The organism is Mycobacterium liflandii (genome assembly GCF_022354805.1).
In the GTDB taxonomy this organism is placed as follows: domain Bacteria; phylum Actinomycetota; class Actinomycetes; order Mycobacteriales; family Mycobacteriaceae; genus Mycobacterium; species Mycobacterium marinum.
The window spans coordinates 2,588,512-2,612,123 of sequence record NZ_CP023138.1 but is presented as its reverse complement, the minus strand read 5'-3'; the positions used below and the strand labels follow the sequence as shown (position 1 = coordinate 2,612,123).

At 66.7% G+C, this 23,612-nt stretch carries 5 protein-coding genes and 1 pseudogene; all 6 read left to right on the top strand.

The genetic code is table 11. From position 1 onward, the window contains the following. The first annotated feature begins 425 nt into the window (after positions 1–425). The 6 genes and pseudogenes from fadD26 (at position 426) to CKW46_RS11720 (ending at position 23,583) form a co-directional block, all read left to right on the top strand. Positions 426–2,180: a long-chain-fatty-acid--AMP ligase FAAL26/FadD26 gene (gene fadD26 / locus CKW46_RS11745; protein ID WP_015355169.1), complete on the top strand. Its 1,755-nt coding sequence runs from the start codon at positions 426–428 to the stop codon at positions 2,178–2,180. Beyond that, positions 2,177–5,284: pseudogene (locus tag CKW46_RS11740) on the top strand (type I polyketide synthase); the annotation flags it as partial. The gene fadD26 and the pseudogene CKW46_RS11740, both read left to right, overlap by 4 nt. Continuing rightward, complete coding sequence (locus CKW46_RS11735) at positions 5,170–6,984, top strand: beta-ketoacyl reductase (protein ID WP_499019144.1); 1,815 nt, start codon at positions 5,170–5,172, stop codon at positions 6,982–6,984. The pseudogene CKW46_RS11740 and the gene CKW46_RS11735, both read left to right, overlap by 115 nt. Further along, positions 6,984–11,558 (top strand): type I polyketide synthase, encoded by a 4,575-nt coding sequence (locus CKW46_RS11730; protein ID WP_482053175.1) that lies wholly within the window; start codon positions 6,984–6,986, stop codon positions 11,556–11,558. The genes CKW46_RS11735 and CKW46_RS11730 overlap by 1 nt, the downstream gene beginning before the upstream one ends. Beyond that, the gene (locus CKW46_RS11725) at positions 11,558–18,163 is read left to right on the top strand and encodes a type I polyketide synthase (protein ID WP_117436005.1); all 6,606 of its coding nucleotides are present in this window, start codon (positions 11,558–11,560) and stop codon (positions 18,161–18,163) included. The genes CKW46_RS11730 and CKW46_RS11725 overlap by 1 nt, the downstream gene beginning before the upstream one ends. Continuing rightward, positions 18,163–23,583 (top strand): type I polyketide synthase, encoded by a 5,421-nt coding sequence (locus CKW46_RS11720; RefSeq protein WP_117436004.1) that lies wholly within the window; start codon positions 18,163–18,165, stop codon positions 23,581–23,583. The genes CKW46_RS11725 and CKW46_RS11720 overlap by 1 nt, the downstream gene beginning before the upstream one ends. Positions 23,584–23,612: the final 29 nt, after the last annotated feature.

Genomic DNA, 23,612 nt, shown 5'->3' with positions numbered 1-23,612 from the left:
ATCTCACGCAACTGGACATTGGTCACACATGCCTCAAATTTCACAGAACGTACGACCGCTTCCCCCGGGGGGCATGAAATTAGCGCTCAATGCTGATCAAAGCGCTGGGATACTAGATAGTGCGATCTGCGGGCGTCGCAAGCAGCGACCAGATTTTCCGAATACCGCCCGCACCTGTCTCCGAAGGCGCATACCCTACAGCTAGGGATTCGTTATTCGGGGAACTGGGTTTAGTCTAGGGCCGACTGCTGGTGCCACGCAGGCGTGCTTTGCGAGGTGCAAAACTGCGGCAGCAACAGAGCGGCCTGGTCAATGCGGACCAGCGCGGTTAGACAGCGCTGCGAAGTCTCGCTGTGCGATCGCAAGCGGGTTCACAGCTTCCGCAACACATAATTGAGCAGACAGCCGAATGGGAGTGTAGTGCGATGCCGGTGACCGACCGTTCCATCCCTTCTTTGCTGAAGGAGCAGGCCGACCAGCGGCCCAACGAGACTGCCTTTACTTTTCTGGACTACGACTTAGACCCCAACGGCTTTGCCGAGACGTTGACTTGGTCGCAGGTTCATGCGCGTGCCTGCGTCGTTGCTGACGAACTCACAATGTATGGCGTTCCGGGTGACCGAGTAGCAATTTTGGCGCCGCAGGGGCTGGAATACATTGTCGCGTTCCTCGGGGCACTACAGGCCGGATTTATCGGGGTCCCACTTTCCACACCGGAGTACGGCGTTCATGACGAACGTGTATCCGCGGTACTGCGGGATTCCCAACCGGTCGCCATTCTCACGACCTCGGCCGTGGTAGGCGACGTAACAAAATACGCCAGCTCACAAGACGGACAGCCCGCTCCGCCGGTCATCGAGGTCGACCTGCTCGACCTGGACACCCCGCACCCGCAGCAAGCTCTCCCACAGCCCGCCTCCGGGTCCGCGTATCTGCAGTACACGTCCGGGTCGACCCGCACCCCGGCTGGCGTCATCGTCTCGCACGAGAATGTCATCGCGAACGTGACGCAGAGCCTGTACGGGTACTTCGGCGGTCCCGACAAGTTCCCCGCGGACACCACCGTGGTCTCATGGCTGCCACTGTTTCACGACATGGGACTCATCCTCGGAATTTGCGCCCCGTTGGTGACCGGTTGCACCGCCGTCTTGTTGAGCCCGATGTCGTTCCTGCGCCGGCCGGCCCGTTGGATGCAGTTGCTGGCCAGCCATCCCAAATGCTTTTCCGCGGCGCCGAACTTTGCCTTCGAATTGGCGGTGCGCAGGACGACCGACGAGGACTTGGCCGGACTCGACCTGGGTGATGTGCTCGGGATCGTCAGCGGCAGTGAGCGCATTCACGTGGCAACGATCAAGCGGTTCACCGAGCGTTTCACTCCCTTCAACCTCAGCCCCGCTGCGGTGCGGCCGTCCTACGGCCTCGCCGAGGCAACCCTCTACGTGGCCGCACCGGAACCCGGCACCACCCCCAGGACGGTCCGGTTCGACTACGAGTCCCTGACCGCCGGCCACGCCAGGCCGTGCCGGGCTGACGGATCGGTCGGCACCGAACTCATCAGCTACGGCTCGCCCGACCCGTCGGCCGTGCGAATCGTCAACCCCGAGACCATGATCGAGAACCCATCGGGGACGGTCGGTGAGATCTGGGCGCATGGCGAGCACGTGGCCATGGGGTACTGGCAGAAGCCCGAGCAGAGCGACCGCACGTTCAACGCACGGATCGTCAATCCCGCGCCCGGAACACCTGAGGGGCCGTGGCTGCGCACCGGAGACTTGGGCGTCATGTCCAATGGCGAACTGTTCATCATGGGCCGGATCAAGGACCTCGTGATCGTGGACGGCCGCAACCACTACCCCGACGACATCGAAGCGACGATCCAGGAAATCACCGGCGGGCGCGTGGCGGCCATTGCCGTGCCGGACAACATCACCGAGCAACTGGTGGCGATCATCGAGCTGAAGCGACGGGGGGCTTCCGCGGAGGAAGCCATGGTCAAGCTCCGCTCGGTGAAGCGCGAGATCACTTCGGCGATCTCGAAGTCACACAGTCTGCGGGTGGCCGACGTCGTGCTGGTACCGCCCGGCTCGATCCCGATCACCACCAGCGGAAAGATCCGGCGTGCGGCCTGCGTCGAACGCTATCGCAGCGACGGATTCAATCGGCTGGACGTGACGGTATGACACCGAGCATCGGTGGAGAAGCCGACCTCCGCCACTGGCTCGTCGATTACCTGGTCACCAACATCGGCTGCCCACCCGATGAGGTCGACCCCAACCTTTCGCTGGCTGACCTCGGCGTGAGTTCCCGTGACGCCGTTGTGCTGTCGGGCGAGTTGACCGAGTTGCTGGGCAGGACCGTCTCCCCGATCGACTTCTGGGAACATCCGACCATCAATGACCTGGCCGCATACCTGACCGCGCCCGAGCCCAGCACGGGGGCCGAAGCCGCAGTGAGCCGCACCGTGCGCGGCTCACTCGAGGAGCCCATCGCCGTTGTCGGCATGGGGTGCCGGTTTCCGGGCGGGATATCCGGACCGGAAGCGTTGTGGCAGTTCCTCTGTGACCGCAAGTCCTCGATCGGTCGGGTTCCCGACGAACGGTGGGCGCAATTCGACGACGGATCGCCCGCGGTAAAAGCGCTGCTGGCCCGCACCACCCGGTGGGGCTCGTACCTGACCGACATCGATGCCTTCGACGCGGATTTCTTCGAGATCTCCGCCAGCGAGGCCGACAAGATGGACCCGCAGCAACGCCTGCTGCTGGAGGTGGCGTGGGAAGCGTTGGAGCACGCGGGAATTCCGCCGAGCTCGCTGCGCCGTTCGCAAACCGGGGTGTTCGCCGGCTCATGTCTGAGTGAATACGGCGCCATCGCTTCCACCGACCTCACTCAAGTCGATGGCTGGAGCAACACCGGCGGCGCGATGAGCATCATCGCCAACCGCCTCTCCTACTTCCTTGACCTGCGTGGCCCTTCGGTGGCAGTTGACACCGCTTGCTCGTCGTCGTTGGTGGCGATTCATCTCGCCTGCCAGAGCCTTCGCATGCAGGACTCGAACCTGGCGATCGCCGCCGGGGTGAATTTGCTGTTGTCTCCGGCGGTGTTTCGCGGATTCGATCAGGTCGGCGCATTGTCGCCAACCGGCAACTGTCGCGCCTTCGACGCGGCCGCCGACGGTTTCGTCCGTGGTGAAGGTGCCGGGGTGGTGGTGCTCAAGCGGTTGACCGATGCGCAGCAAGACGGCGATCGAGTGCTCGCAGTGATCTGCGGTTCGGCGATCAACCAGGACGGTCGCTCCAACGGTCTGATGGCTCCCAACCCGGCCGCGCAGCAGGCCGTGCTCCGTGCGGCCTACACGAACGCGGGGATGCAGCCCAGCGAGGTCGACTACGTCGAAGCGCACGGGACCGGAACATTGCTGGGCGACCCGATCGAGGCGCGCGCCCTGGGCTCGGTGCTGGGCCGCGGTCGTCCCGAGGAATCTCCGCTGCTCATCGGCGCCGTCAAGACCAACCTCGGCCACACCGAGGCAGCGGCCGGAATCGCCGGTTTCATCAAGGCGGTGCTGGCGGTGCAGCATGGCCGGATTCCGCCCAACCAGCGTTTCGAGAGCCCCAACCCACACATTGCCTTCGCCGACCTGCGGATGAAGGTCGTTGACGAACTGACTGATTGGCCGGACACGGGTCATCCGCGGCGGGCCGGCGTGTCGTCATTCGGATTCGGCGGCACCAACGCCCACGTGGTGATCGAGCAGGGTCAAGAAGCGGCTTCCTCGCCCGAGGCGGGCTTGACCCCGGCGCTGTCGACGCTGGTGGTGGCGGGTAAGACGCCGGCGCGGGTGGCTGCGACGGCCGGGATGCTGGCCGATTGGATGGAGGGCCCGGGCGCCGAGGTGGCGCTGGCCGATGTGGCCCACACGCTCAACCATCACCGTTCCCGGCAGGCCAGGTTCGGCACCGTGGTCGCCCGGGAACGCGCCCAAGCGGTGGCCGGACTACGCGCGCTGGCCGCCAACCAACACGCCCCCGGCGTGGTCAATCCAGCCGACACCCCGCCCGAGCCGGGCACCGTGTTCGTCTACTCCGGCCGCGGATCGCAGTGGGCCGGAATGGGCCGCCAACTGCTGGCCGACGAACCCGCCTTCGCCGCAGCCGTCGCCGAACTGGAACCGGTATTCCTGGCCGAAGCCGGGTTCTCCCTGCACGACGTCCTGGCCAACGGAACAGAACTAGTCGGCATCGAACAGATCCAGCTAGGTCTGATCGGCATGCAGCTCACCCTCACCGAGCTGTGGCGTTCCTACGGAATCCAGCCCGACCTGGTCATCGGCCACTCCATGGGCGAGGTCGCCGCCGCCGTGGTCGCCGGAGCACTGACCCCCGCCGAAGGATTGCGGGTGACCGCCGTGCGCTCGCGGCTGATGGCCCCACTGTCCGGACAAGGCGGTATGGCCCTCCTGGAGCTCGACGCGTCCCAGACCGAGGCGCTGATCGCCGACTACCCACAGGTCACGCTGGGCATCTACAACTCGCCACGCCAGACCGTGATCTCCGGGCCCACCGACCAGATCGACGAGTTGATCACCGTCGTACGCGCCCGCGACCGTTTCGCCACCCGAGTCAACATCGAAGTGGCCCCGCACAACCCCGCCATGGACGCGCTGCAACCCCAGATGCGTTCGGAACTAGCGGATCTGGCGCCGCGGACCCCAACAATCCCGATCATCTCCACCACCTACGCGGACCTGGGCGCCGCCCGCGAATCCGGCCCGACCTTCGACGCCGAGCACTGGGCCATCAACATGCGCAACCCAGTGCACTTCCAACAAGCCATCACCGCAGCGGCAACCGACAAGCACAACTTCATCGAAATCAGCGCACACCCGCTGTTGACCCAAGCGATCCTGGAAACCCTGCACACCGTGCAGCCCGGAAGTAAATACACCAGCCTGGGGACCCTGCAACGCGACAGCGACGACACCATCGTCTTTCGCACCAACCTCAACACCGTGCGCACCGCCCCACCCCAAACCCCCCACCCCCCGAACCACACCCCCAAATCCCCACCACACCCTGGCACCACACCCACCACTGGATCGACACCCCAGCAGTCGCCAGCCGATCGGCATCAACCCCGGACAAGGACGCCGCTGGGTCCAGCGAGCCCTCGGTGTCGGGCGACTCCGACGATGCGGTTGACTCCTGCCACTACCGGGTGGGCTGGCCCACCAAGCCGTTGGCTGATGCCAAGGCAAGCACCGAGACCGCAAGCGGTACCCGGTGGCTGGTGTTCGCGGACGCAGAGCTCGGTGCCGAGCTGGGCCTGGCCGCCGGCGCACAAACACGCGTCGACGTCATCGACCCGTCCGCGCTGACCGAGGAGAGCGAGCTGCTCGCGGCGCTTGCCGGCGTCGAGCATGTGGTCTACGCCCCACCCGCAGGAAAGTCCCTCGACGTCAACGCGGCCTACCAGCTCTTCCACCAGGTGCGCCGCCTGGTCACGGTGATGACCAAGGCGTCTTTGACGGCCAAACTGTTGCTCGTTACCCGCAACGCGCAGCCGATCGCCGAGGGCGATCGCGCCAACCCCGCGCACGGAGTGCTGTGGGGCCTGGGCCGCACCATCGCCCTGGAGCACCCCGAAATTTGGCGCGGCATTATCGATTTGGACGAATCGATGCCGGCCGAGCTGGCGGCGCCGAAGATACTGGGCGAAGTCACCGGCACCGATGGCGAAGACCAGGTCGTTTACCGGTGTGGCGGTCGCCACGTGCCCCGCTTGCAGCGCCGCACGGCGCCTGCCGTGGCGCCGGTGACGCTGGACCCCAACAGCAGTCAACTCGTCATCGGCGCGACTGGTAACATCGGCCCGTACTTGATCCGCCAGCTGGCGCAGATGGGCGCCAAGACCGTTGTCGCGGTGTCGCGCAATCCCGGACAGCGACTCCAAGAACTGGCTGAAAGTCTTGCCTCAGAAGGGACCAACCTCGTCATCGAAGCTGCTGATGCCACCGACGAAGCAGCGATGACAGCGCTGTTCGACCGGTTCGGTGCCGACTTGCCACCGCTGGAAGGCATCTATCTGGCGGCCTTTGCCGGCGGACCGGTCCTGCTCAACGAAATGACCGATGCCGACGTGCGCGCCATGTTTGCACCCAAACTCGACGCCGCGGCCCTGCTGCACCGGTTGTCGCTGAAGGTCCCGGCGCGCCACTTCGTCTTGTTCTCCTCCATCTCCGGCTTGATCGGCTCACGCTGGCTCGCCCACTACACCGCCACCAGCGGCTACCTCGACGCACTGGCCTACGCACGCCACGCCCTGGGGTTGCCGGCCACCACGGTCAACTGGGGCCTGTGGAAGTCCCTCGCGGACGCCGAGCACGACGCCAGCCAGGTCAGCGTGGGATCCGGACTACTGCCGATGCAGGACGAGGTCGCCATCGGCACACTGCCGCTGCTGATGAACCCAGCCGCCGGAGTGCATTCCGTTGTGGTCGAAGCGGATTGGCCGCTGCTGGCCGCCGCCTACCGAACCCGCGGGTCCCTGCACATCGTTGACGACCTGCTGCGCGATTTTGCGGAGGCTTCGACGATTCCGGCGCGAGATTGGTCGCACCTGTCGGCGCAGGAAGTGCGCACCGAGTTTGAAGCGGGGCTACGCAGGATAGTCGCCCGCGAGCTGCGGGTTTCGGAGTCAGATCTGGAAACCGACCGGCCGCTTGCCGAACTGGGGCTCAATTCCCTGATGGCGATGGCGATTCGGCGCGAGGCCGAGATGTTCGTGGGTATCGAGTTGTCGGCAACCATGCTGTTCAATCACCCGACTGTCGCATCACTTGCCAGCTATCTCGCTAACCGTGTTGCGCCACAAGATAATTCAAGTAACGACCAGATGGCCGAATTGTCCGCTTCAGCGGGAAGCACATTGGACAGCCTGTTCGACCGCATCGAGTCGTCTTCACTGCTCCCGGAGGGCCCTGGGTAATGCGATCTGTGTACAGCCGCATCTCGAGTATGACGGCTCAGCAGCGTGCTGCCCTGTCCGAGGAGTTCTCCCGGGCCTCACGCACCACCACGGCAGAGCCCGTGGCGGTCGTGGGTATCGGCTGCCGTTTTCCGGGGAACGTGACGGGCCCCGACAGCTTCTGGGACCTGTTGGTCGAAGGCGGCAACGCCATCTCGGGGATTCCCGCGGAGCGCTGGGACGCGGACGACTATTACCACCCCGACCCGTTGACGCCCGGGCACATGACCACCAAGTGGGGCGCCTTCGTAGCAGACATCGCCGGATTCGACGCCGAATTCTTCGGCATCACCCCGCGCGAAGCGGCGTCGATGGACCCGCAACAGCGGATGCTGCTCGAGGTCACCTGGGAAGCCCTCGAACATGCGGGCATTCCAACGGAATCCCTCGCCGGCACGCGAACCGCGGTCATGATGGGCGTCTACTTCAACGAGTACCAATCCATGTTGGCGTCCAGCCGCGAAGACGTGGACGCCTACACCGGAACCGGCAACTCGCACAGCATTACCGCCGGGCGGATCTCCTACCTGCTGGGGCTGCGTGGCCCGGCCGCGGCAATCGACACGGCCTGCTCGTCGTCCTTGTCGGCGATCCACCTGGCGTGCCAGAGCCTGCGCCTGCGCGAAACCGATCTGGCACTGGCGGGCGGGGTCAGCGCGACCCTGCGCCCGGAGACCCAGATCGCTATCTCGGCGTGGGGCCTGCTCTCACCGGAAGGCCGGTGCGCCACCTTCGATGCGGCCGCCGACGGGTTCGTACGTGGTGAAGGCGCCGGGGTTGTGGTGCTCAAGCGTCTTACCGACGCGCTACGTGACCAGAATCAGATACTGGCGGTGGTGCGCGGTTCCGCGGTCAACCAGGACGGGCGCTCCAACGGCATCACGGCACCGAACACGGCCGCCCAGTGCGATGTGATCGCCGACGCGTTGCGCTCGGCCGATGTCGCGCCGGAGAGTGTGCACTACGTGGAGACCCACGGCACCGGAACCCAACTCGGGGACCCGATCGAGTTCGAGGCGCTGGCGGCCACCTATGGCCTCATCAAAGGCCAGGATGGCGACTCGTGCGCACTGGGAGCCGTCAAGACCAACATCGGTCACCTCGAGGCCGCATCCGGCGTGGCCGGGTTCATCAAGGCGGTACTGGCCGTACAACACGGCCAAATCCCCCCGAACCTGCACTTCTCACAATGGAATCCGGCCATCGACGCGGCATCGACGCGGCTTTTCGTTCCGCTCGACAACATTGCTTGGCCGTCAGATTCGGGTCCACGACGGGCGGCGGTTTCCTCCTTCGGCCTGGGCGGGACGAATGCGCATGCAATCGTCGAGCAGGGTCCGGAACTGTCGCCAGCCGGCCGGCGCGGCACCGACGATGAGGTCACGACGCTGGTGGTGGCGGGTAAGACGCCGGCGCGGGTGGCTGCGACGGCCGGGATGCTGGCCGATTGGATGGAGGGCCCGGGCGCCGAGGTGGCGCTGGCCGATGTGGCCCACACGCTCAACCATCACCGTTCCCGGCAGGCCAGGTTCGGCACCGTGGTCGCCCGGGAACGCGCCCAAGCGGTGGCCGGACTACGCGCGCTGGCCGCCAACCAACACGCCCCCGGCGTGGTCAATCCAGCCGACGCCCCGCCCGAGCCGGGCACTGTGTTCGTCTACTCCGGCCGCGGATCGCAGTGGGCCGGAATGGGCCGCCAACTGCTGGCCGACGAACCCGCCTTCGCCGCAGCCGTCGCCGAACTGGAACCGGTATTCCTGGCCGAAGCCGGGTTCTCCCTGCACGACGTCCTGGCCAACGGAACAGAACTAGTCGGCATCGAACAGATCCAGCTAGGTCTGATCGGCATGCAGCTCACCCTCACCGAGCTGTGGCGTTCCTACGGAATCCAGCCCGACCTGGTCATCGGCCACTCCATGGGCGAGGTCGCCGCCGCCGTGGTCGCCGGAGCACTGACCCCCGCCGAAGGATTGCGGGTGACCGCCGTGCGCTCGCGGCTGATGGCCCCACTGTCCGGACAAGGCGGTATGGCCCTCCTGGAGCTCGACGCGTCCCAGACCGAGGCGCTGATCGCCGACTACCCACAGGTCACGCTGGGCATCTACAACTCGCCACGCCAGACCGTGATCTCCGGGCCCACCGACCAGATCGACGAGTTGATCACCGTCGTACGCGCCCGCGACCGTTTCGCCACCCGAGTCAACATCGAAGTGGCCCCGCACAACCCCGCCATGGACGCGCTGCAACCCCAGATGCGTTCGGAACTAGCGGATCTGGCGCCGCGGACCCCAACAATCCCGATCATCTCCACCACCTACGCGGACCTGGGCGCCGCCCGCGAATCCGGCCCGACCTTCGACGCCGAGCACTGGGCCATCAACATGCGCAACCCAGTGCACTTCCAACAAGCCATCACCGCAGCGGCAACCGACAAGCACAACTTCATCGAAATCAGCGCACACCCGCTGTTGACCCAAGCGATCCTGGAAACCCTGCACACCGTGCAGCCCGGAAGTAAATACACCAGCCTGGGGACCCTGCAACGCGACAGCGACGACACCATCGTCTTTCGCACCAACCTCAACACCGTGCGCACCGCCCCACCCCAAACCCCCCACCCCCCCGAACCACACCCCCAAATCCCCACCACACCCTGGCACCACACCCGCCACTGGATCGACAACGCGGCCTCGAGTTCACCCGCGCTGTCGCGGTCGGAGTCTCGAGACGGTACCGGGGCCGCGTTGGATACCCGCTGGTCACCGGAGAGCGGCAGCCTCCTCGACGAGTGGTCCCACAAGGTTGTGTGGGCGGCGCAGTCCTTGCCGGACACGCCGAGTGCGCAGACCGCGGTCCACGGCCGGTGGCTGGTGCTGGGCAATGCCGACCTGGCCGCCGAACTGGGCCGTGGCGCGGACGTGCTGGACAGCGATAGCGAGCCGGCCGCGTTGGCCCGGGCGCTCAGCGATGTCGACTACGTGCTCTACGCGCCGCCGGTCCCCGCCGACCTGCTCGATGTCGCAGAGGCCTACCAGCTGTTCCACCAGGCGCGCCGCCTCGCCACTGCGATGATCGCCAACGGCTCACCGGCCAAGTTGCTCATCGCCACCCGCAACGCCCAGCCGATCGCCGAAGGCGATCCCGCGAACCCCAGCCATGGCGTGCTGTGGGGCCTGGGCCGCACCATCACCCTCGAGCACCCCGAAATCTGGCGCGCAATAATCGATTTCGACAACTCGGTGCCGGCCCAGGTGGTCGCGCGCCAGGTGTTGGACGAAGCCGACGCCACCGACTCGGAGGACCAGGTGGTCTACCGGTCGGGGGTGCGCCACGTTCCCCGGTTGCGCAGACACTCCCTCGCCGCGCAACCGGTCGCGCTGGATGCCGGCGCTAGCCAATTGGTGATCGGCGCCACCGGTAACATCGGGCCGCACCTCATCAACCAGCTCGCCGAGATGGGCGCCAAGACCATCGTCGCCGTATCGCGCAATCCCGCTCAGCGGCTGCAGAAGTTGGCTGAAAGCCTTGCCGCAGAAGGGGTTAACCTCGTCATCGCGGCCGCTGATGCCACCGACGAAGCCGCGATGACCGCGTTGTTCGACCGGTTCGGTGCCGACTTGCCACCGCTGGAAGGCATCTATCTGGCCGCCTTCGCGGGCCAGCCCGTGCTGCTCACCGAGATGACAAACGACGACGTGACGGCCATGTTTGCGCCCAAACTCGACGCCGCGGCCCTGCTGCACCGGTTGTCGCTGAAGGTCCCGGTGCGTCACTTCGTCTTGTTCTCCTCCATCTCCGGCCTGATCGGCTCACGCTGGCTAGCCCACTACACCGCCACCAGCGGCTACCTCGACGCACTGGCCTACGCGCGCCGGGTGATGGGGTTGCCGGCCACCACGGTCAACTGGGGCCTGTGGAAGTCCCTCGCCGACGCCGAGCACGATGCCAGCCAGGTCAGCCTCGGCTCCGGGTTGGTGCCCATGCAGGACGACGTCGCCATCGGCGCATTGCCGCTGGTGATGAGCCAAGCCGCCGGAGTGCATTCGGTAGTCGTGGCGGCGGATTGGCCGCTGCTGGCCGCCGCCTACCGAACCCGCGGGTCGCTGCGCATCGTCGATGATGTGCTGCCGGTCTCGGACGAGACGACGGTGCTGGAAAGCGAATTCCGTGTCGCCCTGCGCAACTGTGCACCGGAGCGTCGCCACGACATGCTGCACGACCAGGTGGCAATGCTTGCCGCCAACGTGATGGGTTTACATGCGGGCGAATCGCTGGATCCCTCCACGGGCTTCTTCCAGCTCGGGATGGACTCATTGATGAGCGTGACGCTGCAGCGGGCGCTGTCGGACAGCCTCGGCGAGTTCCTGCCACCGTCGGTGGTTTTCGACTACCCGACCGTTTACAGCCTTACCGACTATCTGGCGACTATCCTGCCCGAGCTGGAGACCGACGATGAGTCGACAGCCGATGTTTACGACGAACTGACCGAAGCCGAACTATTGGAACAGCTTTCGCAGAGGCTGCGAGGAACCTGATGACCGCGACACCGGACCGCAGAGCGGTCATAACCGATGCGCTGCGCAAGATCGATGAACTCAGCGCACGCCTGGAAATCGCCGAAAAGGCGGGCACCGAGCCAATCGCAGTGGTTGGCATGGGGTGCCGATTCCCTGGTGGAGTCAACAACCCGGAACAGTTTTGGGACTTGCTGCACGAAGGCCGCAGCGGCATCGTCCGGGTTCCCTCCCAGCGGTGGGACGCCGACGCCCTCTACACCGACGACCACACCCTTGCGGGAACGATCTGTAATCGCGAAGGCGGCTTCCTCTCGACATGGGAGCCGAGCGAATTCGATGCGGAGTTCTTCTCCATCCCGCCGCGCGAGGCGGCGGCGATGGACCCGCAACAACGGTTGTTCCTCGAAATTGCCTGGGAAGCCCTGGAAAACGCGGGAATCCCGCCGCAGACCATTCGCGGCACCCAGACCGGGGTTTTCGTCGGCGTAACGGCCTATGACTACATGCTGATGATGTCGGGCGCCGTGCGAGCCGAAGAACTGGACGCCTACCTGCTCACCGGGAACTCGGCGAACTTCGCTGCCGGACGAACCGCCTATCTGCTCGGGGCCCGAGGTCCCGCCATGGTCCTGGACACGGCGTGCTCGTCGTCGTTGGTGGCCATCCACCTGGCCTGCCAAAGCCTGCGCTGGCGCGAAACCGACATGGCCTTGGTCGGCGGGATCAACCTGTTGCTCAGCCCCGGAACCAGCATCGCCTGCTCCCGGTGGGGCATGCTGTCGCCGGAGGGTCAATGCAAGACCTTCGACGCGGACGCCGACGGGTACGTACGCAGCGAAGGCGCTGGCGTGGTGGTGCTCAAGCGGTTGTCCGACGCGCAGCGCGACGGCAATCGGATCCTCGCCGTGGTGCGCGGTTCGGCGGTCAACCAGGACGGCGCCAGCAGTGGCGTGACGGTTCCCAACGGCCCGGCCCAGCAAGCGCTGCTGGCGCAGGCGCTCGATTCGGCCAAGTTGACGCCGGCCGACATCGACTACATCGAGGCGCACGGAACCGGCACTCCCCTCGGCGACCCGATCGAACTCGACTCGCTGAGTAAGGTTTTCGCCGATCGGGAGGGCCGCGAGCCGCTGGTGCTCGGCGCGGTCAAGACCAACCTCGGCCACCTGGAGGCCGCGGCCGGGATCGCCGGATTCATGAAGTCGGTGCTGGCCGTCGGACACGGCCGTATTCCACGCAACTTGAACTTCCGCCAGCTCACTCCCCACGCCAGTGAAGGCGTGTCGCGGCTGACCATTGCCACCGAGGAAATGGAATGGCCGGCCACCGATCAACCGCGCCGGGCCGGCGTGTCGTCGTTCGGTGTCAGCGGGACCAATGCGCACGTGGTGATCGAGCAGGCCCCGGATCCGGCGCCGGTGCCGCGAGACGCTGCTCCGGCGGTGTCGACGCTGGTGGTGTCGGGTAAGACGGCGCAGCGGGTGGCCGCAACGGCCGCTGCGCTGGCCGATTGGATGGAAGGCCCCGGTAGCGAGGTGCCACTGAGCGATGTGGCCCACACGCTCAACCATCACCGCGCCCGCCAACCCAAATTTGCCACGGTGGCCGCCGTCGACCGCGAGCAAGCCATCACGGGGTTGCGTGCGCTGGCCGCCGGCGAGCCGGCCACCGGCGTAGTCGGCTGCCCCGAGAAGCCGCTCGGGCCCGGCACCGTGTTCGTGTACTCGGGTCGCGGGTCGCAGTGGGCCGGAATGGGCCGCCAACTTCTCGCCGACGAACCCGCATTCGCCGCGGCGATCGCCGAACTGGAACCGGTGTTCCTGGCCGAGGCCGGGTTTTCGCTCCACGACGTGATCGCCGACGGAAAAGAACTGGAAGGCATCGAACAGATCCAGCTGGGTCTGATCGGGATGCAGTTGGCGCTCACCGCGCTGTGGCGCCACTACGGGGTTACACCCGATCTGGTGATCGGCCATTCCATGGGTGAAGTGGCCGCCGCGGTGGTGGCCGGCGCCTTGACGCCGGCCGAGGGCCTGCGGGTGACCGCGACCCGGTCCCGGCTGATGGCACCGCTGTCGGGCCAGGGCACCATGGCGATGCTCGAACTGGACGCCACGGCTACCGAGGCACTGATCGCTGGCTACCCCGAGGTCACGTTGGCCATCTACGCCTCGCCACGCCAAACCGTCATCGCGGGCCCGCCCCAGATGATCGACGAACTCATCGAGCAGGTACGCGCGCAGAACCGCTTCGCCGGCCGGGTCAATATCGAAGTGGCCCCACACAACCCGGCGATGGATGCCCTGCAGCCCCTGATGCGGTCCGAGTTGGCCGACCTCACCCCACGGCCGCCCTCCATTCCGATCATCTCAACCACCTATGAGGATCTGGAAAGTCGCCCGGCCTTCGACGCCGAGCACTGGGCCACCAACATGCGCAACCCGGTGCGCTTCCAGCAGGCCATCACCCATGCCTTCAACGGTGCCGACACCGCCCACCACACCTTCATCGAGATCAGCGCACACCCGCTGTTGACACACGCCATCAGCGAGACGCTGGCCGCAAGCCAGGACAGCGCCCAAGGCGAAACCGATTCCGGTGCGAGTTATCTGAGCATCGGCACCCTGCAGCGCGATGCGCATGACACCCTGACGTTCCACACCAACTTCAACGCGACCCACACCACCCGCGGCCCCCAGACGCCGCACCCTGCCGAACCGCACCCGGTGCTACCCACCACCCCCTGGCAACACGGCCAGCACTGGATTTCCAGCACGACCGCGTCTCGCTATGCGACCGGATCCCACCCACTGCTCGGCATCGGTGTCACCGATCCCACCAATGGCACCCGGGTATGGGAATCCCAGCTAGGCCCGGATCTGCTGTGGCTCGGAGATCACGTCATCGACGACCTTTGCGTGCTGCCGGGGTCGGCCTACGCCGAGGTCGCGCTGGCAGCAGCGATGGACACCTTCAAAGACGCTGAAGGCGACCAGGGTTCGGCAGACCCAGCCGGCCCGGACGGTTCGGTGGCCTCAAACGCGCATCAGCCCTGGGTGATTCGTGAACTGAGCCTCCATCAACTGCTCCACGTCACCGACGGCACCAAACTTGTCACCACCCTCACCGGGGACGAGCACACCTGCCGGATCGAGATCAGCACCCAAAGCGGCGCCTCGGGGTGGGTCAAGCACGCCTCCGCGACACTCGCGCGCCACGACGCCTCCGATAGCGACGCACCGCGACCGGCGGTCGAGGAAGCGGGCGCCCCAACCGACGAACTCGACCCGGAGCAGCTCTATCAGCGGCTCCGCGGCGCCGGGCAACAGCACGGACCCGCGTTTCGCGGAATCGTCGGCCTCGCCGTCACCGAGTCGGGTGCCGCCCGTGCGGACGTCCGGCTCCCCTCTTCGGCCAGGATCGGTTACCGCGGCTTCGCGCTACACCCGGTGATGATGGATATCGCGGTGCAGACCCTCGGGGCCACCCGGATGGCCCTCGAACTCGCCGAACAGCAGGATTCTGGCCACACCCTGGTGCTGCCAATACGTTTCGCGGGTATCCACGTGTACGGCGACATCGCCGAGGGAGTCCGCGCGATCGGCTCGCTCGCCGCCACCGATCGCCCGGACCGCCTCGTGGGCCGAGTGACCCTGGTTGATCCCGATGGCCAGCCGCTGCTGGTCATCGACGAGGTAGAGATGGCGGTGCTGGGGTCCAGCGCCAGCCCGACCGAACTCACCAGCCGCCTGTTCACTCTGGAATGGGAGCCAAAACCCCTCGACCAAACCGCCGCCACACCCGGTGCCGTGTTGTTGATCGGTGACCTCGGCGCCGACGACCGGCTGTTGCCGGCCCTGCAGACGTCGCTGACCGGCAGCGCCGCCGAGCTGGACGTGGTGTCACCGGCCGACGCAGCCAAGCTGCGCGCGGCCATCACCCGAACCGATGCCCGGTGGCAGGACATCGTCGTGGTCTGTCCGCCACGAGCCGTCGATGAGGCCCTGCCGCAGGACGCTCAACTGGACCTGACCCAGCAGCGCACGCTGATGATCGCCGACGTGGCACAGACCGTGACGCGGATGGGGGCCCGGAACAGCCCACGACTGTGGATCGTCACCCGGGGCGCACAACAGCTGAGTCCGGCCGACGAGGTCACCCTGGCACAGACACAGCTTCGAGGAATCGCGCGCGTGCTCACCTTCGAGCACCCGGAACTCAAGACCACCCTCGTCGACATCGAGGGCGACGGCGAGGGCTCACTTGCCGCCCTGACCCAAGAGTTGCTGGCCGGCACGGACGACGACGAAATCTCGCTTCGGGACGGACAACGCTTTGTCCACCGACTGGTGGCCGCACCGACGGTTGGCACCGGGGATCTCGAACTCGAATCTCGCCGCACCGTGGTAAATCTGGACGCCGGCGGGGCGGTACAGCTGCGGACCGATCAACCCGGACGGCTGGACTCGCTGACCGTGCATCAGGTGAAACGATGCCGGCCTCAAGGCGATCAGGTGGAGGTTCGTGTCGCCGCCGCCGGGCTCAACTTCAGCGATGTGCTCAAGGCGATGGGCGTCTACCCGGGACTCGACGGTGCGGCTCCGGTGATCGGCGGCGAGTGTGTCGGCTACGTGACTGCCATCGGCGACGACGTCGACTCACTCGAGATCGGGCAGCGCGTGATCGCCTTCGGCCCAGGCACATTCGGATCGCATCTGGGCACGATTGCCGATCTCGTCGTCCCGATCCCCGACACGTTGCCCGATAACGAGGCGGCCACCTTCGGCATCGCCTATCTCACCGCGTGGCACTCGTTGTGCGAGGTCGGGCGGCTGTCCCCCGGCGAACGCGTGCTGATCCACTCCGCCACCGGCGGGGTCGGAATGGCAGCGGTGTCGATCGCGAAGATGATCGGCGCGCGCATCTACACGACGGCCGGCTCGGATGCCAAACGCGAAATGCTGTCCAGCCTGGGCGTCGACTACGTCGGCGACTCGCGCACCGTCGACTTCGCCGACGAAATTCTGGAGCTCACAGACGGCTACGGTGTCGACATCGTTCTCAACTCGCTGGCCGGCGAGGCGATTCAGCGCGGCGTGCAGATACTGGCCCCTGGCGGCCGGTTTATCGAACTGGGCAAGAAGGACGTCCACGCCAACGCCAACCTGGGATTGGCCGCATTGGCGAAGAGCGCGTCGTTCTCGGTGGTGGACCTTGACCTGAATCTGAAGCTGCAGCCGGCCAAGTACCGCGAACTTCTGCAGGAAATTCTCGAGCATGTGGCCGATGGCACGCTGGAAGTGCTTCCGGTCACCGAATTCGGTCTGCGCGATGCGGCCGACGGATTTCGGCTCATGGCCTCCGGCAAGCACACCGGCAAGATCGTCATCTCGATCCCCGATGGCGGCACTGTCGAGGCGATCGCCTCGCCCCCACCGGAGCCGTTGGTCAGCCCGGAGGGCGGCTACCTCATCGTGGGCGGCATGGGCGGTTTGGGTTTCGTGGTCGCGCGGTGGCTGGCCGAGCAGGGCGCGGGTTTGATTGTGCTGAACGGACGTTCGGAGCCCAGCGACGACGTTCGGGCGGCCATCGCGGATCTGAGCTCCGGTGGCACCCGGATCGAGGTCGTCACCGGCGACATCGCCGAGCCCGGCACCGCCGAACGGCTGGTGCAGACGGTGCAGAACAGCGGCTTCCGGCTGGCCGGAGTCCTGCACAGCGCGATGGTGCTCGACGACGAGATTGTCTTGAACATGTCGGAATCGGCCGCGCGCCGGGTGTTCACTCCGAAAGTCGCCGGTAGCTGGCGGCTGCACGAGGCCACCGCCGACCTCGACCTCGATTGGTGGCTGACCTTCTCGTCGGTGGCTTCGCTGCTTGGGGCGCCCGGTCAGGGTTCCTACGCCGCCGCGAACTCGTTCGTCGACGGCCTGGTCGCCTATCGCCGTTCGCTCGGACTGCCCGCCGTGGGAATCAACTGGGGCCCGTGGGCCGAAGTCGGCCGCGCCCAGTTCTTCGCCGATCTCGGTGTCTCGATGATCACCGTCGAGCAGGGACTGGCGGCAATGCAGCTGGTGCTATCGGCAGACCGGGCACGCACCGGTGTGTTCATTCTCGACGCCCGGCAGTGGTTCCAATCCTTCCCGGCCGCAGCGGGTTCGTCGCTGTTCTCGAAGCTGCAGGAGTCGACCACGCCGGAGCGCCGTGCTGGCGGCGCGATCCGAGCGGAATTGGATGCCTTGGAGGGTGCGGCCGCCGCCGAGCGTCCCGCCCGGCTCGCGGCCGCGATCGCCGGCGAGATCCGGGCGGTGCTGCGCTCAACCGAGCCGATCGACGTCGACCGGCCGATGGAGTCCCTCGGTCTGGACTCGCTGATGGCCCTCGAGTTGCGCAACAGGCTCGAAGCGAGCCTGGGCACCACGTTGCCGGCGGCTTTGGTCTGGGCATACCCGACCATCACCGATCTTGCCGGCGCGTTGTGCGAACGCCTTGGCTATGCGCAGCTAGCCGATGTCGAGCAGACGCGCGACGCGGAGGCGGCATTGTCGGACGAAGAAATGGAATTGCTGTCCGACCTCGTGGCAGCAAGCGAGCTGGAAACGGCAACGGGGAGCAGCGAGTAATGACAAGTCTTGCCGAACGCGCGGCACAGATGTCACCGAAGGCGCGCGAGGTCCTCGCGCGTGAACTTGTGCGGGCGGGAACGGCGTTCCCGACGGATATCGCCGAGCCGGTGGCAGTGATTGGGATCGGTTGCCGGTTGCCGGGGAATGTCTCGGGGCCGGACAGCTTTTGGCAGCTGCTGGTAGACGGCAGGGACGCCGTCGACGAGGTGCCGGCCGATCGATGGGACGCGGACGCGTTCTATGACCCCGATCCGCGGGCACCGGGGCGGATGACGACGAAATGGGGCGGATTCATCGACGACGTCGCCGGGTTCGACGCCGACTTCTTCGGCATCACCCCGCGCGAGGCCGTGGCAATGGACCCCCAGCAGCGGGTGCTGCTCGAAGTTGCCTGGGAAGCCCTCGAGCATGCCGGCCTGCCACCGGATCCGCTGAGCGGCACCCGAACCGCGGCGGTGATGGGGTTGTCGGCGTGGGACTACACGATCGTGAACCTCGAGCGTCGCGCCGAGATCGACGCGTACATCAGCACCGGCAATCCGCACAGTGCCGCGGTGGGGCGGATTTCCTATCTGTTGGGACTGCGCGGCCCAGCCGTGGCCGTGGACACCGCGTGTTCGTCGTCTCTGGTGGCGCTGCACTTGGCTTGCCAGAGCCTGCGATTGCGCGAAAGCGACGTGGCGCTCGCGGGTGGGGTTCAGCTCATGCTGTCACCGTTCACCAGCATCGCGCTGTCCAAGTGGTCCGCCCTGTCACCGACCGGCCGGTGTAAAACCTTCGACGCCTTGGCCGACGGGTTCGTCCGCAGTGAAGGCTGCGGGGTCGTGGTGCTCAAGCGGTTGGTCGACGCCGTCCGCGATGGCGACCGCGTGCTGGCAGTGGTCCGGGGCTCGGCGATCAACCAAGACGGTCGATCCAACGGCATGACCGCGCCGAACGCGGCAGCGCAGCGTGATGTGATCGGCACGGCGTTGAAGCTGGCCGATGCGACCGCCGACAGCGTCAACTATGTCGAGACCCACGGCACTGGAACGGTGTTGGGCGATCCCATTGAATTCGAGGCGCTCGCGGCCACCTATGGCCTTGGCAAAGACAAGGGTGCGGACTCGTGCGCCCTGGGGTCGGTGAAGACCAACCTCGGTCACCTCGAGGCGGCCGCCGGGATTACCAGTTTCATCAAGGCGACGCTGGCGGTGGCGCACGGATACATTCCGCCCAATCTGCACTTTTCCCGCTGGAATCCGGCCATCGACGCATCGTCAACCCGGCTGTTCGTGCCCACGCAGGGCGCGCAATGGCCCGCCGGCCTGCGCAGGGCGGCCGTTTCCTCGTTCGGCCTGAGCGGGACGAATGCGCACGTGGTGCTCGAGCAGCCCCCGGCGCCCGCGCCGGCGGATCAGCCCCGTTCCGGGTTGTCGGCGTTGGTCGTCTCGGGCAAGACGCCGCAGCGGGTGGCCGCGATGGCGTCCGCCTTGGCCGACTGGGTGGACGGACCGGGGGCCCAGACGCCGCTGGCCGATGTGGCACACACGCTCAACCATCATCGGGCCCGCCATGGCAAGTTCGGCGCCGTGGTTGCGCGTGATCGAGCCGGCGCGGTCGAGGGGCTGCGGGCACTGGCCGCCGGCCAGCCTGGCCCCGGAGTCCTGGGCTGCCAGGACGTCCAAAACCAGCCGGGCACCGTGTTCGTGTACTCCGGACAGGGCTCGCAGTGGGTTGGCATGGGCAGGCAGTTGTTGGCCGACGAGCCGTCATTCGCCGCAGCCATCGCCGAGCTGGAGCCCGATTTCGTTGCCCAGGCCGGTTTTTCGCTGCAGCAGACCCTTACCGAGGGCCGCGAGGTGGTCGGCATCGACCGCATCCAGCCGGTGCTGGTGGGTATCCAACTGGCGCTGACCGCACTGTGGCGCTCCCACGGCGTGACACCCGACGCGGTGGTGGGCCACTCGATGGGCGAGGTGTCCGCCGCCGTGGTAGCCGGGGCTTTGACACCGGCGGACGGGTTCAAAGTCATCGCCACCCGCTCGCGACTGATGGCGCGGCTGGCCGGCCAGGGCGCGATGGCCCTGTTGGAACTCGACTCCGATGCCGCCGAGGCTCTGATAGCCGACTATCCGCAGGTGACACTGGCCGTGCACGCCTCGCCGCACCAGTCGGTGGTGGCCGGCCCGCCCGAGTCGGTGGACGCCGTGATCGCCGCGGTGGCCGGCCAGAATCGGCTAGCCCGACGGATCGAGGTCGATGTCGCCTCGCATCACCCCATCATCGATCCAATCCTGCCCGACTTGCGAAGCGCGCTAGCGGATTTGACTCCCCAGCCGCCCGCCATCCCGATGATCACGACCACCTGCGAGCAGCCTCAGCCGGTGCTCGACGCCGACTACTGGGCGGCCAACCTGCGCAATCCGGTGCGGTTCCACCAGGCCATCACCACCGCCGGCGCGCAACATCACACCTTTGTCGAGATCAGCCCCCACCCGCTGCTGACGCATGCCATCACCGACACGTTGGCCGCAGCCGAGAGCCGAACCCGACTGATAACCGCCACCTTGCAACGCGACGGAGACGACGCCATCACCTTCCACACGAACCTGGCGGCGGTCGGCAAAAAGCCCGCCGACGCTGTCACTGGTCAACTCGCCGACATCCCGGTGACGCCCTGGCAGCACACCCAATTCTGGGTCGAGGATCGGTCCGGGATATCTGAATTGGTGGCCGCCCACCCGTTGCTCGGCGTGCACATCGAGGTTCCCTCTGGCCACGACCACGTCTGGCAGGCCGACGTCGGAACCAAGGCTTGCCCCTGGCTCGGCGACCACAAGGTGTTCGGTCAGGCCATCATGCCGGCGGCGGGTTTCGCCGAGATCGCGTTGGCGGCGGCCAGCGAGGCTTTCGATCTGCCGGTCGATGCCCTCTCGATCAACCAGCTCGAGATCGAACAGATGCTCGATCTGGACGAGCACACTCAGGTCACAACGCAGTTGACTCGACGGGCCGACGACAAGACGCGCATCGAGATCTATTCCCGCTCCGCCAGCGGCTGGCGCCGGCATGCCGTGGCCAAGGCCGAAACGTCCACGCCGAGCGCGGCCCCGGTGCTGGAAGAACGCACGTCACGTCAGGACGAGACCGACATCAAACCGGCCGACCTGTACGCCCTGCTGCGCCAAGCCGGCCAGAACCATGGTCCGGCGTTTGCCGCCCTGACTCGCATTCTCCGACGGCCAGACGGATCCGTGGAAACCGAGATCACCCTTTCTGACGAGGCGCCCAGGCACCAGGGCTATCGCATCCACCCAGCAATGCTGGATGCGGCTCTGCAAAGTCTGGCGGCCGCCGTCCCCAACGACGAGTTCGCCGGGTCGGCCGAAGCCAGTTATCTGCCGGTGTCGTTCGAGACGTTGCGGGTGTACAGCAACCCCGGCCGGCATGCTCGCTGCCGGGCCCAGCTGACAAACCTCAACGACGGCGGCGCCGGGAAGCTGGGCCGAATCACCCTGACCGACGACGCGGGAAATGTGACCGTCGAGATCAACGACATCTACCTGCGCCGCGTCGAGCGCCGCAGTGTGCCGCTGCCGTTGGCGCAGAAGATCTTCGACACCGAGTGGGTGGAGAAATCCATCGCCGGCGCAGACCAACCCGATGCTCCCGGCAGTTGGCTGGTGCTCACCGACGCCAAGTCCAACGCCGACGAGTTCGTCGCGCGGTGGAGTTCGCCGCAACGCCGGGTGATCACCGCAGACCTAGGCGATGAAGCCGCCATGCTCGCCGCGTTCGCCGAAACCGCGGGCGATCCCGAGCGGCTTCCCGTCGGTGTCGTCGTTTTCGTTGGGGGCGCGGGGAACAACTCCGGCGCTGCCGACGACGGCCGCATCAGCTATGACGGCCTGATCCAGTCCCGCGATACCGTCTGGCAGATCTCGACGGTCGTTCGCGCGATCGTCGGCACCTGGCATGGGCGGGCACCGCGGCTGTGGTTGGTCACCGAAGGCGGCCTCGTGGTTCACGACGAGCCGGGCCGCCCCGCGATCGGTGCGTTGCAGGGTCTGGTGCGGGTGCTCGCCTACGAGCACCCCGAACTGCGCGCCACCCTCGTGGACCTGGACACGGGTGCGGATTCGGTAACGAGGTTGGCCGGCGAACTCAGTTCGCCGCGTGACGACCCGAACTACGACGACGTTGTCGCTTGGCGAGATGGGCACCGATACGTCACCCAGCTGTGCCGCGCGATCCTCGACCCCGAACCGCAGCGCGACCCGGTCATTCGCCCGGGAGCGTCCTATATCGTCACCGGCGGTCTCGGTGGTCTCGGCTTGGTTGTCGCCCGATGGCTGGTGGACAGCGGCGCGGGCCGCGTGGTTCTCAACGGCCGCAGCGAACCCTCCGATGAGCAGCGCAAAGTTCTGGCCGAGCTGGAAAGCCGGGCAGAGGTGGTCGTGGTCTGCGGCGATTCGGCCACCGAAGGCGTGGCGGAAAGTCTGGTTGCCGCGGCCGAGGACCAGCAGCGCCAGCTGCGCGGCATCGTGCACGGAGCGGCGGTCATCGACGACAGCCTGCTGTTCTCGATGACCAAGGACAGCCTCGAACGAGTGTGGGCCCCCAAGGCCGCCGGCGCGCTGCGACTGCACGACGCAACCGCGACTCGCGAACTCGACTGGTGGCTGGGATTTTCCTCTACCGCTTCGCTGTTGGGCTCCCCCGGCCAGACCGCGTACGCGTGCGCGAGCGCGTGGCTGGACGGTCTGGTTGCGTGGCGCCGGGCGGCCGGTTTGCCGGCCGCCACCATCAACTGGGGCCCGTGGTCAGAGGTGGGTGTGGCCCAAGCGCTGGTCGGCACCCCGCTGGACCCGATCACTCCGGCCGAAGGCGTGGTGGCACTGGACGCCTTGCTCGCCGCCGACCGCGGCCGCACCGGCGTTGCGCGGCTGCGTTCGGACCGAGCGCTGATCGCCTTCCCCGAGATCCGCAACCTCGGTTACTTCACCCTGGTGGTCCAAGAACTCGACGCGGCCGGCGACGGCGGCGACTGGGCTGGTCCCGAGGCGCTCAAGGAAATGGACCCGGCCGAGGCACGTCAAGTTGTGACCGAGCGGTTGCACACGCGCATCGCCGCGGTGATGGGCTACGCTGACCGGTCGGCTGTCGATGCCTCCATGCCGTTGACGGAGCTGGGTCTGGACTCTCTGATGGCGGTGCGTATCCGAAACACCGCACGAGCGGACTTCGGTGTGGAGCCGCCGGTGACACTGATTTTGCAAGGCGCGTCGTTGCATGACCTGACGGTCGACGTGATCCGCCAGCTCGACTTGGCCGGCGATGAGCAGACCCACCAACATGTCGACGTTGTTCGCGACCGGGCGCAGCAGCGCGCGGCAGCGCGACACGGAGCCGCGATGCGGCGGAAGCGAGGATAGAACCTGTGAGCACCATCCCCGACAACGCG